Genomic DNA, 16263 nt, shown 5'->3' with positions numbered 1-16263 from the left:
GGCGGCGGCGGAACAATCTCCAGCCGGCCGGAAGGATTCAGGCGACGGTGTCGGAGGCGTCCCGCCCGCCGGGTGTCCAGGACAGGTGGATCAGGACCCCCTCCGCCGTCTCTTCGATCAGCAGGCGCAGCTCATCGCCATAGAGCTCCCGCGGCCCGGCGGGGCCGCTTTCGCTTTGCTGTACCAGGTCGGCCAACGCGGCGGCCATCGCCCGCCCCCAGTCCTGGTGGTTTTTGCTGTTGGCGGTTGCGGTGGCGGTATAGGTGGCGTTCATTCTGCGCACATCCTGACTGCACGTTTAGAACCTGCCGCACGACGCTGTGCCGCAGGTCCCATCAGAGTAGCCAGCACCGGTGACCCCGATCTACCTTTTCGCGTACATTACTCATATGTGACGTCGGTCATACGCGGCAGGGGGTCATGATGAGGGGCAGCGGTCCCGGGGGAGCGGTCCGCGACGAAGCGGTCCGCAGGTTGCGGGAGGACATCCTGGCGGGCGGTTTGGAGCCGGGCTCAAGGGTCACCGTTGCCGGGCTCGCCGGCCGCATCGGTGCGGAGGAAGCCTTGGTGCGCGACGCCGTCGGCGATCTCACGCAAGAAGGCCTGATCGAGGCCACCGGCCACGAACACCGAATCGCCAATCCCGGTCCCCAGCAGGCCATCCAACTCCTGGATGTGATGGGCGTGGTGCTGGTTGCGCTGTTCGAGCGGGCAGCCCCGCGGCTGTCGCCTGAGGAGATCGACACCATGGCCGCGATGGCGGACGACCTGAGGGCGGCGATCGACCGAGAGGACGTGCTGGGCGCCTACCGCGCCGTCGGCAGCCTGGTAACCGTCATCCTTGGGGCGGCGGATCATCAGGAACTGAGGGCGGTTAACATGCACGTGCTCGACCGCTCGCTGGCCCGGTTGCACCTGTTCCAACACGCCGTCGCCTATCCTCTCTGGGCCGACGGCTGGCGCGAGACCGTGCAGTACCTCCAGCGGGGGCAGCACGAGGCGGCGGTGGAGCGGCTGCGCCAGACATTCTGGATCCTCGCCGAAGGGCTGGGCCAGGAGGGTTCCTAGCCCGCCTGCCGGGCAGCCGGGCCGCGACGGGATAAAGTGATTCCTTGCCGGTTTTGATCCCGGCCGCCCGCCCGGCCTTTCGACCCATGGACCACGCTTGCCCTCGCCCGCACAACTGACCGCCGACGCCCCACCGAGCCCCGATTCGCCGCCGCCTCCGGATGCCCGCCCAGGGGGCGGCCCCGCCCGGCGGCCGCCCGCCCCATTTGCCGGCCGGCTGACCGTGCTCGTCGGCGTCCTGCTGCTGGCGCTCAACCTGCGGCTGGCCGTCTCCGGCGTGTCGCCGGTGTTGGCGGATATTGCCGCGGATCTGCCGTTCGGCACGGCCTCCACGGGTGTGCTGGGCATGCTGCCCACCGCCGCCTTCGCCGCTGCCGGGTTCGCCGTTCCGTTGCTGATGCGCCGGATCGGTATGGAAGCGCTGCTGCTCGTGGCACTGGGCATGGCCGCCGTCGGCCAACTGTGCCGCGCCATGGTCTCCGATGTGCCGGCATTCCTGATCCTGTCCGGCCTCACCATGGTTGGCTACGGGATCGGCAACATTTTGCTGCCGCCGCTGGTGAAGCGCTATTTCCCGGACCGGATGGGCCTCATCACCGCGCTTTACGTGACCTTGCTGGCGGTCGGCACGGCGCTCAGCCCGCTGCTTGCCGTGCCGCTTGAGCAGGCCGCGGGCTGGCGGTTCTCGATCGGGGTGTGGGCGGCCGTGAGCGTGGCCGCCCTCGTGCCGTGGCTGATGACCGCGTGGACGGAACATTGGCGCCGCCGCACCGCGCGCCTGGTGCTGCAGCCCTACAGGCCCGGCGGCTTGGATATCCTCCCGCCGGATGAGGGCAGCGCCCGGCAGCCGGCCGGTCCCGGGCCTGCCGTTGGTCCCGGTACGGGAGTTGGCCCCGGTGCTGCCGGCCCCGGGCTTGGGTCCGGCCCCGGGCCTGGGTCCGGCCCCGCGGGGCCCGGCGGGCCGCCCGCTGCGGAAGCCTCGTGGCCCGCAGCGGAAGCCCGGGCCGGTTCCGTTAAGACGACGGCGGTCCGCGTCTGGCGCTCGTCGGTCGCCTGGGGCCTCGCCCTGGTGTTCGCCGGGACCTTGTCGAACACGTTTGCCATGTTCACGTGGTTGCCGCCGTTGCTGGTGGACAGCGGGGTGCTGCCCCCGACGGCGGGCACCATGCTGGCCTACTACGCCATCCTGGGCCTGCCCACCAGCCTGTTGGTGGTGCCGCTGATCGCCGCGCGGCTGCGCAATCCGCTGGGACTGGGCCTGCTGTTCATCGGCTTCTACGCGGCCGGATACGCCGGGCTGCTGCTGTCACCCTCGTTCGGCACCTGGTTGTGGATCACCCTGGCGGGGCTCGGCCAGGGCACCTTTGCGCTGGCCCTGCTGCTGGTGAACCTCCGGACCCGCACCACGGCCGGCGCGGGTCTGCTCTCCGGGTTCGCGCAAGGCATCGGCTACACGGTCGCCTGCGCCGGCCCGCTGATGTTCGGGCTGCTGCGCGAGGCCAGCGGCGGCTGGGGTGCCTCCTTCGGCCTGCTGGGCGGTGCCTTGCTCATCCTGGCAGTGGGCCTGGTCATCGTGGGGCGGCCCCGCTATCTGGAGGATTCGGCCCGGGATGAATAGCGGCCGCTGAGGCACAGCCCGTGGTTGGATGGGGAAATGCCGAGCCATGCCCGCGTATCCCCGCCCAAGCTTGAGCCCGGTGACCGGGTCGCGGTTCTCTCCCCGTCCTTTGCTGCCCCGGGGTTCGCGCCGGATGTCCACGAGCAGGCGATGCGTCGGCTCAGCGCCGAAACGGGACTGGTCCCCGTGGAATACCCGACGACCCGGAAGCTTGGCGCTTCCGCCGCGGAACGCGCCGCGGATCTACACGCCGCTCTGTCCGACCCGGCGATCCGGGCCGTCCTCGCGACCATAGGCGGCGACGACCAGGTAGCCCTCATTCCCCATCTGGACGCTGGCCTCGCCGCCGCGAACCCCAAGATCTTCATGGGCTACAGCGACAACACGAACCTCTTGAACTGGCTGTGGTCGCTCGGGATAGCGGGCTACTACGGGGGCTCGACCCAGGTGCACCTCGGAGCCGGGCCGCACATTGACGACCAGCACCTCGCCTCGCTGAAGGCAGCGCTGTTGACGGGCGGTGAGCTGGAAATTGTGGACCCGGGCGAGTCCGAGGACTTCGGGCCGGATTGGCTGACGCCGCAAGCCCTTGTCGACTTCGGCGAACGGGAACCCACGCAGCCGTGGACCTGGGCGGGGCCCGAGCGGGAAGCGACCGGCCGCACCTGGGGCGGCTGCCTGGAAGTCATCGATCAGCTGGCCATGGCCGACCGTCTTCCGCCTCGGGAAGCCCTCGAGGGGTCGGTCCTGATCCTTGAAACCAGCGAGGAGTTGCCTCCGGCAGCGTGGGTCAAGAGATGGGTCCGGGCATTGGGGGAACGGGGCGTCCTCTCGGCCGTGGAAGGAGTGCTCGTCGCCCGGCCGCCGGTGAGCAGTCACGGTACGGTCCCGCCGGCGGAGGAGCGGGCACGGCTCCGCGCCGCGCAACGCGATGCAGTCCTCGCCGAGATGAAGCGCTACAACGACCACGCCGTCGTCTGCGTCGGAGTCCCGTTCGGCCATACCCGTCCGCAATGGATCGTGCCCTACGGCGGGACAATGCGGCTCAATGGCCGAGATCGAACCATCACGGCCGATTACAGTTGACCGCCGGGTGGCAGGCGGTCCGGGCGGCGGATGCGCGGGCACCGGGACCGCCCCCCGCCTGCCGGCGGGCACGCATTCCTCGCCGCGGCCCCGGCCGGTAAGCTGGCGCCACAGTCGACCGGCGGGAGGCGCCATGAAGTTCAACGACCTGCTCGCAGATGCCTACGGCAGGATCCAGGAACGCGTCCACTTCGTGTTGGACGGGCTGGACGCCGGACAGTTGGCCACCCGGCCCGGCGGCGACAGCAACTCGATCGCCTGGCTGGTCTGGCATCTGACGCGCATCCAGGACGACCATATTGCCGATGTCGCCGGCACGGACCAGTACTGGCTTACCGGCTGGGCGGAGCGGTTCGACCTGCCGCTGCCGCGAAAAGACCATGGCTACGGCCACACGTCCGAGCAGGTGGCGGCCGTCCGGGTCGAATCGGCCGACCTGCTGCGCGGCTATTACGACGACGTCCATGCCGGCACCCTGAAGTACCTGGCCGGGCTGAGCGAGGATGACCTGGACCGGATCGTGGACACCCGGTGGGACCCGCACGTCAGCCTGGGGGTGCGGCTGGTCAGCGTCCTGGACGACTGCCTGGAGCACATCGGGCAGGCCGCCTACGTGAAGGGCATGCTCTCGCGCACCGAAGCGTAGCCGCGGCCACGCGGGTTCCGGCGCCCCCGCGGCGGCCGTACACCGCGCCGTCGGGCGTCGCCGCCTTGTTGCCCGCCAGCCGCTGGACTACCATTCAAGGAGTCAGACACAACTGCATACAGCCTTCGACATGCGGCGGGAGAGTCCTGCTGGGTACCAGTCAGCAGGCGCCGTAGGAGCAATACCTCCCCAGGAATCTCTCAGGCCCCTGTACCGCCGCGGAGAGGCAACTCTGGAAAGCAGCCGGACCGTTCAGGACCGGCTCACCGACGGTGCAAGCAGGAGGCGGCCCCTGGGCCACAGCCTGCGGAATCTCTCAGGTTCAGTCACAGAGCGGGGAGGAACCCTTCACTACCGGCATGGTCCGCCCAGCCGGGGATAACTGGAGTTCCTCACATGACGGCTAAGTCCACCAGCGCTACCCGACCCGGCAGCGCCTCCTTCACCGACCGCCACATCGGTCCGCGCCGGAACGACGCGGAAACCATGCTCAAGCAGTTGGGCTACGGCAGCATCGACGACCTGGTGGACGCGGCCGTGCCCGCCGACATCCGCCAGCAGGAACCGCTGGCGCTGCCCGCCGCCCGCAGCGAGTCCCAGGTCCTCGGGGACCTGCGCGCCCTCGCCGCGAAGAACGTCACGGCCGTGCAGATGATCGGCCAGGGCTATTACGACACCATCACGCCGCCGGTGATCCGCCGCAACGTGGTGGAGGACCCGGCCTGGTACACCGCCTACACCCCGTACCAGCCGGAAATCTCACAGGGCCGGCTGGAGGCGCTGCTGAACTTCCAGACCATGGTCCAGGACCTTACGGCGCTGCCGATCGCCAACGCCTCGCTGCTGGACGAAGCCACCGCAGTGGCCGAAGCCGTGCTGCTGATGCGCCGGTCCAACAAGTCCAAGTCCGCCGGCAAGACCGTGCTGGACGCGGACCTGCTGCCGCAGACCATTGCCGTCGTCAAGGGCCGGGCCGAAGCGCTGGACTTCGACGTGGAGGTTGCCGACCTCTCCGCTGGCCTGCCCGACGGCGATATCTCGGGCATCGTGCTGCAGCAGCCGGGCGCCTCCGGCCGGGTGTTCGACCACGCTCCGGTGATCGCACAGGCCAAGGAGCGCGGCGCGCTGGTCACCGTGGCCGCCGACCTGCTGGCACTGACCCTGATCACGCCGCCCGGCGAGCAGGGCGCGGACATCGTCGTCGGCAACACCCAGCGTTTCGGCGTTCCGCTGTTCTTCGGCGGCCCGCACGCCGCCTACATGGCCGTCCGCAAGGGCCTGGAGCGTTCCCTGCCCGGTCGCCTCGTGGGAGTCTCGAAGGACGACGCCGGCCGCCCCGCCTACCGCCTGGCCCTGCAGACCCGCGAGCAGCACATCCGCCGCGAGAAGGCCACCTCCAACATCTGCACCGCGCAGGCCCTCCTGGCCGTCGTTGCCAGCATGTATGCGGTCTACCACGGCCCCGAGGGCCTGAAGGCGATCGCCCAGCACGCCAATGAGGCCGCCCGCACCCTGGCCGGCGCGCTCACCGGCGCCGGCTACGCGCTGGCGGCCGACCGGTTCTTCGACACCCTCACGGTGAAGGCTCCGGGCAAGGCCGCGGAAATCGCCGCCGCCGCCGAGGCCAAGGGCGTGAACCTGCGCCGCATCGACGCCGACCACGTGGGCATTTCCGCCGATGAAACAACGACGCCGGAGCACCTCGCCCTGGTCGCGGAGGCCTTCGGCGTGGAGGACGCCGCCGGCAAGATCGCCGAAGCGGCGGAGAACACCGGCTTCGAACTGCAGGACGACCTGCTGCGCAGCTCCTCCTACCTGGACCATCCGGTGTTCCACAGCCACCGCTCCGAGACCCAGATGCTGCGCTACCTGCGCCGGCTGTCGGACCGCGACCTGGCCCTGGACCGGACCATGATCCCGCTGGGCTCGTGCACCATGAAGCTGAACGCGACCGCGGAAATGGAGGCGATGACCTGGCCGGAATTCGCGTCCATCCACCCGTTCGCCCCGGCCAGCCAGACCGCCGGCTGGCGAGAGCTGATCACCGATCTGGAGGAACGCCTCGCGGCGATCACCGGCTACGCCGGCGTCTCCATCCAGCCCAACGCCGGTTCGCAGGGCGAATACGCCGGCCTGCTCGCCATCCGCCGCTACCACCTGGCCAACGGCGACGACCAGCGCGACGTCTGCCTGATCCCCGCCTCCGCGCACGGCACCAACGCCGCCTCGGCCGTGCTGGCCGGCATGAAGGTCGTAGTGGTCGCGACGGCACCGGACGGCACCATCGACCACGCCGACCTGCGCGCGAAGATCGACCAGCACGCCGACGCGCTGTCGGCCATCATGATCACCTATCCGTCGACGCACGGCGTGTACGACGCCGATGTGCGCGACGTGTGCGAGGCGGTCCATGCCGCCGGCGGGCAGGTGTACATCGACGGGGCCAACCTCAACGCGCTGGTAGGACTCGCGCAGCCGGGCAAGTTCGGCGGCGACGTCTCCCACCTGAACCTGCACAAGACCTTCTGCATCCCGCACGGCGGCGGCGGCCCCGGCGTCGGGCCGGTAGCGGTGGCCGAACACCTGGTGCCGTTCCTGCCGGGCAACGCCGCGCTGGCCGAACACGAAGGCAAGGGCGTGCCCGTCTCGGCCAGCGAGTACGGCTCGGCCGGCGTGCTGCCGATCTCCTGGGCCTACGTGGCCATGATGGGGGCAGAGGGCCTGACCGAGGCAACGAAGAGCGCCCTGCTGGCCGCCAACTACGTCGCCGCCCGGCTGAACGAGCACTTCCCGGTGCTCTACACCGGCAACGACGGGCTGGTCGCGCACGAGTGCATCCTGGACCTGCGCGAACTCACCGCCAAGTCGGGGGTGACCGCCGAGGACGTGGCCAAGCGCCTGATCGACTATGGCTTCCACGCGCCCACCCTGTCCTTCCCCGTGGCCGGCACCCTGATGGTGGAGCCGACCGAGTCCGAGGACCTGGCGGAGATTGAGCGGTTTATCGACGCGATGATCGCGATCAAGGGTGAAATCGACCAGGTGATCGCCGGCGACTTCCCGCTCGACGCCAGCCCGCTGCGCCTGGCCCCGCACACCGCCGCCGCCGTGGTCAGCTCCGACTGGGACCGGCCGTACACCCGGGAGCAGGCCGCCTTCCCGGTACCGGGCCTGCAAGTGGACAAATACTTCGCCCCGGTCGGACGGATCGACGGCGCCGGCGGCGACCGCAACCTGATCTGCAGCTGCCCGCCGCCCGAAGCCTTCGAGAACTAGAGAGGTCAGCACCGCATGACTACCGAGACCACCACCATGCCCCGGCACACCGCGCTCTACGAGGAACACGAGCGGCTGGGTGCGTCCTTCACCGACTTCGGCGGCTGGATGATGCCGCTGAAGTACAGCAGCGAATTGGCCGAGCACCGCGCAGTGCGCAGCAGCGCCGGCCTGTTCGACCTCTCGCACATGGGCGAAGTTTGGGTCACCGGCCCGGAGGCCGGGAAGTTCCTGGACTACGCACTCGTCGGCAAGCTCTCCGCCGTCACCGAGGGCCGGGCCAAGTATTCGCTGATCTGCAACGCCGACGGCGGCATCATCGATGACCTGATCATCTACCGGCGTCCCGCCGACCAGCACGGGGACCGTTACCTGGTGGTGCCCAATGCCGGCAACGCCCCGACGGTCGCCGCGGAACTCGCCGCACGGGTCGAAGGTTTCGACGCCACGGTGGAGGACGCCACGGCCGAGACCTCGCTGGTGGCAGTGCAGGGACCGAAGTCCGTGGAAATCCTGCTCCAGCTGGTGCCCGCCAACCAGCATGGCACGGTGCGGGACATGAAGTACTACGCCGCCGACGAGGTGGACTTCACGGTGTCCGGGGCGCCGCTGAAGCTGCTGCTGGCCCGGACCGGGTACACCGGCGAGGACGGCTTCGAGATCTACGTTCCGAACACCAACGCGGCCGCGCTCTGGAACGCCCTGCTGGAAGCCGGGCGGGGCGCCGACCTGCTGCCGGCCGGGCTGGCCTGCCGCGACTCGCTCCGGCTGGAGGCGGGCATGCCGCTGTACGGCAACGAGCTCACCCTCGAGACCAGCCCGTTCGACGCCGGCCTGGGCGGCGTGGTGGCGCTGAAGAAGGACGGCGACTTCGTGGGCCGCGGCGCCCTCGAGGCGCAGAAGGAGAAGGGCTCGGCCCGCAAGCTCGTGGGGCTCAAGGGGGTTGGCCGGCGCGCCGGCCGCTCCCACTACCCGGTGCTGAAAGACGGCCGGACCATCGGCGAAGTCACCTCCGGCCAGCCCAGCCCCACCCTCGGCTACCCGGTGGCGCTGGCCTACGTGGACGCCGAGTATGCCGAGCCCGGAACCAGGGTGGACGTTGACCTGCGCGGCAAGCCCGAACCGTTCGAGGTTGTAGAGCTGCCGTTCTACCGGCGGGAAAAGTAGTCCTCACCCGCTACCAGGGTGCCGCCGTCCCGCGGCCGCGGGGACGGCGGCGCCGCACCTCTCCACACAGACAGGAAAGGGATGACATGGCCGTAGGCGTTTTCGACCTTTTCTCCGTAGGCATCGGTCCCTCCAGCTCGCACACGGTCGGCCCGATGCGGGCCGCCTCCGCGTTCGTGCGGGAGGTGGCCGACGCCGGCCTGCTCGACAGGGTTAACGGGCTGCGCGTGGACCTGTACGGCTCCCTCGCCGCCACCGGTCGCGGGCACGGGACATTCACCGCCGTGCTGCTGGGGCTGGAGGGCTTCGAACCGGAGCACATCCTGCCCGACCAGGTGGAGGAGCGGCTGGCAGACATCGCCGCGTCCGGCCGGCTGCGGCTGGGTGCGGAACTTCCCGGCGCCGCCGCCCGGCCGCTGGACTACGGGGTGCAGGACATGGTGCTGCACCCGCTGACCGTGCTGCCCCGGCACACCAACGGCATGACGTTCCAGGTGCTGGAATCGAACGACGACGGCGAGGCACGGGTCCTGCACGAAGCCACCTTCTTCTCCGTGGGCGGCGGCTTCATTGTCCGCGGCGGCGAGGAGGAAGCCGCCCGGGAGGAGCTGGAGTCCTCCAAGCAGCAACTGCCCTACCCGTTCCGCACGGCGGCGGGGCTGCTGGAGCACTGCCGCAGCACCGGCCTGGCCATCAGCGACATCATGATGCTCAACGAGGAGGCCTCTCGCCCGCGGGAAGAGATCGAGGCCGGACTCGTGCACATCTACAACGTGATGGAGGAGTGCAAGGACTCGGCCATCCGCCGCGAAGGCGAGCTGCCCGGCGGACTCAACGTCCGCCGTCGGGCCCCCGCCTGGCACGAGCGGCTGCGCAAGGAAGACCCGGACCGTGACCACAAGTACTGGCAGGAATGGGTCAACCTGGTGGCACTGGCGGTGAACGAGGAGAACGCCTCGGGCGGGCGGGTGGTCACCGCGCCCACCAACGGGGCCGCCGGCATCATCCCCGCCGTCCTGTTCTACGCCACGCACTACGCACCCGGCATGGAACAGGCCACCCGCGAGGACAAGGAGAAGGTGGTCGTGAAGTTCCTGTTGACCGCCGGCGCCATCGGGGTGCTCTACAAGGAGCAGGCCTCCATCTCCGGCGCCGAGGTCGGCTGCCAGGGCGAAGTCGGCTCCGCCTCGTCGATGGCTGCCGGGGGACTGGCCGAAATCCTCGGCGGAACCCCGGCCCAGGTGGAAAACGCGGCCGAAATCGCGATGGAGCACAACCTGGGGCTCACCTGCGACCCGATCGGCGGGCTGGTGCAGATCCCGTGCATCGAACGGAACGCCATCGGTGCCGCCAAGGCCGTGAACGCGGCCAAGATGGCGCTGATGGGCGACGGCACGCACCGGGTGTCGCTGGACGAGGTCATCATCACGATGCGCGAGACCGGCCGCGACATGAGCGACAAGTACAAGGAAACCGCCACCGGCGGCCTCGCCGTCAACGTCGTGGAGTGCTAGGAAGCCACGTCCTCCAGATCCTGTCCTGACGGGCCGACGGCCGGCGGGTCCGCGGGACGCCGCGGCGGCATCGGCGGCCGGCGCGGGACGACCCGCTTTCGGGCACCGGGCAGGTCGGCGACCGGGCGTTCGGCGGGCTGCGGCCGTGTAGGAGCGGGCTGCGGCGCACGTGGTGTCCCCGCCCGGTGCCCCGCGACGTCGCGCCGCGGCCCGGCGCGCCACTGACCGCCGCGCCACTGACCGGCGCGCAACCGCCCGGCACCGGACCTGGCGGCAGCGCCAATCCTGCGGGAAGCGGGAGCGACTTTGCCGCCCAGCTCCCTGGCACGGCCGGCGGCCTCGGCCCACGGCAGCGCGGAGATCGCCGGGCCGGCGGCGCGTGCCGCGGCCGAAAGCCGCTCGGCAGCCCGGCGCCGGCCACCCGCCTCGGGCCGGTTGAGCACCATCAGGATGGCCGCGAGCAAGGCGACCGGGATGGAGACCAGCACGGCAACGGCGCCGGCATACATGGCCAGGAAAACCTTGGCGGGGGAATCAAACAGGCCGGCGACGAAGGCCGCGGCTCCCAGCAGCAGCCAGAGCCAGAAAACCATGACGCCGCAGAGCGTGGTGCGGGCCCGGCGGTAGGTGCGGAGCGACCGCCCGCGCACGGTGTACTTGGCCGCCTCCACGCTTCCTACTCCCCAACGACAGCCCCACGAATCGGGGCACCTGAGCACATTGTAGGCAGCCGCCTGCGCAGGGCGCGCAGGGCACGCCGGGGGAGCGGGCCGGCGAATGCGGCCCTGCCGGAAGCGGGGCCCGACCGAGGGTTCAGCTGCGTCTGGGGCGGTGCTAGTCTGGCCGCAGGCCGGCCCCGCACCTGCCAACGAAGAATGCACCAGGACCACCGCATCACTGTCGACAAACAGGGAGGAAACCTGGACCATGACCACTTCAGCGACGCCCCACATACTCATCCTGGGCGGCGGCTACGTCGGCCTCTACACTGCCTGGGGAATCCGCAAGCGGCTGGGCCCGTCCGCGGCACGGATCACCGTGGTTGAGCCCAACTCCTACATGACGTACCAGCCGCTGCTGCCGGAGGTGGGCGGCGGGGAAATCGAACCGCGAATCGTCACGGTCAACCTCCGCAGCGCGCTGAAGAAGGTGGACATCGTCCGCGGCAAGCTGGTTTCGCTGGACGTCCAGGCGAAGAACGCCCAGCTGCGCGAGCTCGGCGGCGACCAATTTTCGGTGGCCTACGACCACGTGGTCTTCGCCGTCGGTGCGGTCACCAGGACCTTCCCCACGCCCGGGCTGGAGCAGCACGGCATCGGGTTCAAGACCGTGGAAGAGGCCATCTACTGCCGTGACAAGGTGCTCGACAACGTGGCGCTGGCCGCCGGCACGAGCGACCCGGAGGAACGGGCCAAGGCACTTACGTTCGTGGTGGTCGGCGGCGGCTATACCGGCGTCGAGGCCCTGACCGAGTTGAGCGACCTGTCCAAACTCGCCGTGGACGCGCATCCGGAGCTGGACCGTTCGCAGCTGCGCTGGGTGCTGGTCGAGGCACTGGACCGGGTGGCCCCCGAGGTCGGGCCGAATCTCTCGGAGTGGACCCTGGACCAGCTGCGCCAGCGCGGCATCGATGTGCGGCTGAACACCACCATGCCGTCCTGCGAGGACTCGGTGGCCGAGCTCAGTACCGGCGAGCGCATTCCGGCCGGTCTCATCATCTGGACGGCCGGCATGAAGCCCAATCCGGTGCTGGACGACACGAACGTGCCGCGCGGCCCGAAGGGACACGTGAACGCCAACGCCCGGCTGCAGGTCATCGACGATGCCGGCCAGGTGGTGCAAGGTGCATGGGCCGCCGGCGACTGCGCCCAGGTACCCGATCTGGAGGCGGAAAAGCAGCCGGCCTACTGCCCGCCGAACGCCCAGCACGCGGTCCGCCAGGCCAAGCACCTCGCCCACAACATAGTCAACGCGGTGGAGGGGCGGCCGCCCGCCGAGTACCGGCACAAATCGCTGGGAACGGTCGCGACCTACGGCGTCGGCCGGGGCGCCGCGAAGATCTTTGGCTACGAGTTAAAGGGCAAGCCCGCCTGGTATGCCGCCATGGGCTACCACGGCTTGGCGCTGCCCACCTGGATCCACAAATGGCGCCTGCTGGCTGGCTGGAGCCCGCTGGTGTTCGGCGGCCGGGACATCACGTCGATGGGCGCCACCCAGCATCCCCGACGCGCCTTCGTGGAGGCGCATGCCGGCACGCAGAAGGGCCGGGCGTAGACACGGGCAAGCAGGCAGGCCCCGGGCAAGCAGGCGGGCCCCGGCCAAGCAGGCAGCCCCCGGGCAAGAAGGCAGGTGTCGGGCGGGCCGCAGGCAGGGCGCCGGCCCCGGCTGGGAGCTGAGTTAGTGTCGCGCCGCCGCCGGTAGCTCCGCAGCTGCCCGCCGGCGGTGCGGAAGCCACCGGCCCGCGCCCTCCCGCGCCCGTCCGGCCGCCACCAGGGCGGCGGGAGTCCGGCCGGCGCCGCCGCACGTGAGCCACCTCTCCATTGTTACGGTCGGAGACCGTTCTGCTGCGAAGCCTGCCGCCGGAAGGCCGGCGCGGGGAGTAACCTGCTGGACGGAGCCCGACCCGGGCAGCGAGGAGAGCAGTATGTCCAGACACCCCAGTGGCGCACTGCTTTTCGTCCTGACCTGCGCCATGGGCGTCGGCCCGCTGCTGAACTACGGCCTGAGCACCGTCAGCCCGCTGGTCATTGACGACCTGGGTATCAGCGAGGCCCAATTCGGCCTGCTGGCCACGGCCATTTTCGCCAGCGCCGCCGTCTCCAGCATGTGGCTGGGCAAACTCAGCGACCGGATTTCCAGCCGCGCCCAGCTGATCCTGATCTTCGCCGGCACGGCGGTGGCACTAGTGGTCGCCTCGCTGTCCCACCACTATCTGGTTTTGGTGATCGCCGCGCTGCTGGCCGGCCCCACGCAGGCCATTTCCAACCCGACCACGAACCGGATCATCATGACCCAGGTTCCCGCGCCCAAGCGCCCGGGCTGGATCGGGGTCAAGCAGTCCGGCGTTCAGGGCAGCCAGCTGTTCTCGGGCTTGTTCTTCCCCGTCGCCGCGCTCTGGGCCGGCTGGCAGGGCGCCACCGCCCTGGCGGCCGTCGTCGCCGTCGGGCTGTTGCTCTACGGGCTCCGCCAACTCCCGGAACGGGGCACCGAAACGACGGCGGCGAAGGCGCCTCCCGCCCACGCGGCGCCTTCCGCCACCCCGCCGGCCGACGCCCCGGCCGCACCTGGCGCAAGCAGCCCGGCCGCCCCGCCGGGCCGCACGGGCAGCACGAAGCAAACCGCCGGCGCCGGCGCGCCGGCCCGGTTCCCGCTCTCGGTCTGGCTGTTCGCCGGCTACGCGCTGCTGTCCGGCCTGGGCATGCAGGCCACCAACGTCTACCTGCCGCTGTTCACCGTCCGGGAACTGGGCTTCAGCCTGGTCATGGGCGGCGTGGCAGCCGGCGTCTCCGGCGTCGTCGGCGTGACCTCCCGGGTGCTGTGGGGGCGGCGCATGGCCACCGGTGTGCGGGCCTCCACGCTGCTCATCCTGCTCGGAATCGGGGCGCTCGGCGGAGCGGGAGCATTCCTCGCCTCGGGCTCGCTCGGAGTCCCGGCGTTGCTCTGGCTGGGCGTCGTCCTGCACGGGGCCACCGTGCTGGGCACCAATGTGGTGGTGATCGCGGGGGTGATGCGCGTGGTTGCGGCCGAACGAGTGGGAGCGGCCTCCGGGATTGTCTCGATGGGGATGTATGTCGGTTTCGCCGCCGGTCCCCTGCTCATGGGCCTGCTGCTCGAGACCACCGGCAGCTTCGATACCGGCTGGCTGCTGGTGGGCGCCGGATACTTGCTGTGCTCGGTGCTGGCCGTCGCACTCCGCGCCTACGGCAACCGCGCCGGCGTCGTACGCTGACCCGCCTGGCCCGACCGGCTTCCGGGGCAGGGCCGGAGAGCCGCCTCGGGTAGCTTGGTGAATGGTTAGATTTGGGACGGCAGGAAGGCACATGGTGAAACAACGCGCACTCGGACGGTCGGGATTGCACGTCTCAGAACTGAGTTTTGGGGCCGGCGGGTACTGGGGCATGAAGGCTTTCCCCGAACGGCAGGCGGCGCATTTGGTCGGCCAGGCGCTCGACGGCGGCATCACCGCCTTTGACACCGGCCCGAATTACAGCCGCGGGAACGCCGAGGAGCGGTTGGGCCGGCTCCTCAGGGGCCGCACCGAAAATCTGGTGATCTCCACCAAGGTCGGATCCCACTGGATCAACAACCGGAACGTGAAGGATTACTCGGCCCGGGCCATCGAAAACAGCGTGCACGGCAGCCTGCGGCGGCTCCAGCTGGACCACCTGCCCTTGCTGCACTTCCATGGTTTCCCGCATCCGGCCGGGCCCGCGATCGACACCGTCCTGAAGCTGAAGGAACAGGGGAAGGTCGGGGCGCTCGGCGTCTCCACCGGCCGCGGCGGGGCAGCGAAGGCGCTGAAGCTGGGCATTTTCGACGCCCTCATGCTGGAATACAACATCGTTGACCGGTCGCTGGCGCCGGTGATCTCGCAGGCGCAGGAGGCCGGGGTGGGCGTCAAGCTAAAGTCGCCGCTGGCCCAGACCCTCTACTCGCGCGACATCTTCAAGATCACCGGCCCGAGCGACGTCTGGTACCTGTTGCGGGCGCTGAAGAACCACCGGCACAAGTTTGTGCAGGGCCGGAAGTACCGGTTCATCAACGACATCGACGGCCTCTCCGCGAGCGAGATCGCGCTGGCCTTCGTGCTCAGCCATCCGGGGGTCTCCAGTGCGGTGATCGGCACCGTGAAACCGGAACACCTGCGCTCCAACCTCAAGGCGCCGCAGGTCCGGTTGCCGGCGGAGCTGTTGGAACGTATCGAGCAGGCAGGCTCTGCGGCCCGGAGATGAGGGTGCGCGCCCCGGAGCCCAAGCGGCCGGAAGGAGACGCCGCTTTCGCCCCTGCACGGGTCGCCGGTGCAGGGCTTACCTAAGGCAGGTACGCCGAGGCGGTCCAGAGATGGAAAACGGCGTAGGCCCGCATCGGCGACCAGGACCGGCCGAGCGCGCGGGCCTCGGCGGCGGTTTTCACTCCGAGGGCCCGCCGCAGCACCAGGTCGCCGTCGGGATAGGCATCGCGGTCGTGCAGCGCCCGCATGGCGAGGTACTCGACCGTCCACGGGCCGATGCCGGGCAGCGCCAGCAGGCGGCGGCGGGTGTCCGGGAGGTCCGCATCCGGAGAGAGGTCCAGCCCGTCCGCGCAGGCTTCGGCCAGGACCTGGACGGTCCGGGCGCGGGCGCCGGTCAGCCCGACGGCTTCGCGGACGGTGTCGGGGCCGGCGTCGGCCAGGGCAGCCGGAGTTGGGAACAGTGCCAGGCCGGTGCCGGTCCGGGAGCCGAAGGCAGAGACCAGCCGGGCCGTGAAGGTGCGGGCCGCGGCGAGCGAGACCTGCTGGCCGATCACGGTGGATACGGCACCTTCGAAGCCGTCCTGGTACCCAAGGATCCGCAGCCCGGGGCGGTCGGCGAGCAGGGGCCCGAGTACCGGGTCGGCACCCAACGCAGCCGCCACCCGCTCCGGTTCCAGGTCCAGGTCGAGCCAGCCGCGCACCGCCGTCGTAATCTCCCTCAGGACTGCTGGAGAGTCGCTGCCGATGTCCAGGTCGACGGCGTCGGGTGACAGGGTGGCCGTGACCGGCACCGGGCCGGCGCCGGTGTTGAACAGGCGCGTGCAGGTGCCCGCCGCCACATCGACGGTTTCGAGGCCGGGTACCGCATGGGCGGCCAGGGCGGCCAGCGCGGCCGGGAAGTCGAACGGCGGAAGCAGCGGCAGGCCGACCTGCATTG

13 protein-coding genes and 1 riboswitch are annotated in these 16263 nt (G+C 70.2%); of the genes, 10 read left to right on the top strand and 3 right to left on the bottom strand.

Annotation, left to right across the window (positions count from 1 at the left end; translation table 11 throughout):
- Positions 1-37 precede the first annotated feature (37 nt).
- On the bottom strand, positions 38-274 hold the full coding sequence (locus AC5RUP_RS00525; protein WP_494132315.1) for a hypothetical protein: 237 nt from the start codon (positions 272-274) through the stop codon (positions 38-40).
- A 149-nt stretch (positions 275-423) separates the two neighbouring features.
- Between AC5RUP_RS00525 and AC5RUP_RS00520 the strand changes: the two genes are divergently transcribed.
- The 7 genes from AC5RUP_RS00520 to AC5RUP_RS00490 all read left to right on the top strand — a co-directional run bounded on the left by AC5RUP_RS00520 (position 424) and on the right by AC5RUP_RS00490 (position 10375).
- Positions 424-1068: a GntR family transcriptional regulator gene (locus AC5RUP_RS00520; RefSeq protein ID WP_494065006.1), complete on the top strand. Its 645-nt coding sequence runs from the start codon at positions 424-426 to the stop codon at positions 1066-1068.
- A gap of 97 nt (positions 1069-1165) precedes the next feature.
- On the top strand, positions 1166-2686 hold the full coding sequence (locus tag AC5RUP_RS00515) for an MFS transporter (RefSeq protein WP_494158197.1): 1521 nt from the start codon (positions 1166-1168) through the stop codon (positions 2684-2686).
- A gap of 36 nt (positions 2687-2722) precedes the next feature.
- Entirely contained in the window at positions 2723-3772 is a 1050-nt protein-coding gene (locus AC5RUP_RS00510) for a S66 family peptidase (protein ID WP_494154202.1), read from the top strand.
- A 133-nt stretch (positions 3773-3905) separates the two neighbouring features.
- Positions 3906-4418, top strand: a complete 513-nt coding sequence (locus AC5RUP_RS00505) for a mycothiol transferase (RefSeq protein WP_494065003.1) — start codon at positions 3906-3908, stop codon at positions 4416-4418.
- Positions 4419-4544: 126 nt separating this feature from the next.
- Positions 4545-4644: riboswitch (glycine riboswitch) on the top strand.
- Positions 4645-4814: 170 nt separating this feature from the next.
- Positions 4815-7694 (top strand): aminomethyl-transferring glycine dehydrogenase, encoded by a 2880-nt coding sequence (gene gcvP, locus AC5RUP_RS00500; RefSeq protein WP_494154203.1) that lies wholly within the window; start codon positions 4815-4817, stop codon positions 7692-7694.
- Positions 7695-7709: 15 nt separating this feature from the next.
- A complete protein-coding gene (gcvT, locus tag AC5RUP_RS00495) occupies positions 7710-8861 on the top strand; it encodes a glycine cleavage system aminomethyltransferase GcvT (protein WP_494065001.1) in 1152 nt (383 codons plus the stop codon).
- An 86-nt stretch (positions 8862-8947) separates the two neighbouring features.
- Positions 8948-10375, top strand: a complete 1428-nt coding sequence (locus AC5RUP_RS00490) for an L-serine ammonia-lyase (protein ID WP_494154204.1) — start codon at positions 8948-8950, stop codon at positions 10373-10375.
- Here AC5RUP_RS00490 and AC5RUP_RS00485 read toward each other — a convergent pair.
- Positions 10372-11046 carry a hypothetical protein gene (locus AC5RUP_RS00485; RefSeq protein WP_494158196.1) on the bottom strand — a complete coding sequence of 225 codons (675 nt, stop codon included), beginning with the start codon at positions 11044-11046 and terminating at the stop codon, positions 10372-10374. The two genes, AC5RUP_RS00490 and AC5RUP_RS00485, sit on opposite strands and share 4 nt — an antisense overlap.
- 256 nt (positions 11047-11302) lie before the next feature.
- Between AC5RUP_RS00485 and AC5RUP_RS00480 the strand changes: the two genes are divergently transcribed.
- The 3 genes from AC5RUP_RS00480 to AC5RUP_RS00470 all read left to right on the top strand — a co-directional run bounded on the left by AC5RUP_RS00480 (position 11303) and on the right by AC5RUP_RS00470 (position 15327).
- The gene (locus AC5RUP_RS00480) at positions 11303-12649 is read left to right on the top strand and encodes an NAD(P)/FAD-dependent oxidoreductase (RefSeq protein ID WP_494132308.1); all 1347 of its coding nucleotides are present in this window, start codon (positions 11303-11305) and stop codon (positions 12647-12649) included.
- Positions 12650-13019: 370 nt separating this feature from the next.
- The gene (locus AC5RUP_RS00475) at positions 13020-14324 is read left to right on the top strand and encodes an MFS transporter (RefSeq protein ID WP_494158195.1); all 1305 of its coding nucleotides are present in this window, start codon (positions 13020-13022) and stop codon (positions 14322-14324) included.
- Between the two features lie 91 nt (positions 14325-14415).
- Complete coding sequence (locus tag AC5RUP_RS00470) at positions 14416-15327, top strand: aldo/keto reductase (RefSeq protein WP_494155088.1); 912 nt, start codon at positions 14416-14418, stop codon at positions 15325-15327.
- 79 nt (positions 15328-15406) lie between these two features.
- On the opposite strand, the gene AC5RUP_RS00465 is transcribed toward AC5RUP_RS00470, so the two are convergent.
- Positions 15407-16261, bottom strand: coding sequence for a DNA-3-methyladenine glycosylase family protein (locus AC5RUP_RS00465; protein ID WP_494158194.1), 855 nt, complete (start codon positions 16259-16261; stop codon positions 15407-15409).
- Positions 16262-16263 lie beyond the last annotated feature (2 nt).

It is taken from the genome of Arthrobacter sp. Y3223151 (assembly GCF_059091125.1).
Note: the sequence above shows the minus strand (reverse complement) of the source record. Positions and strands in the feature narration are given on the sequence as shown.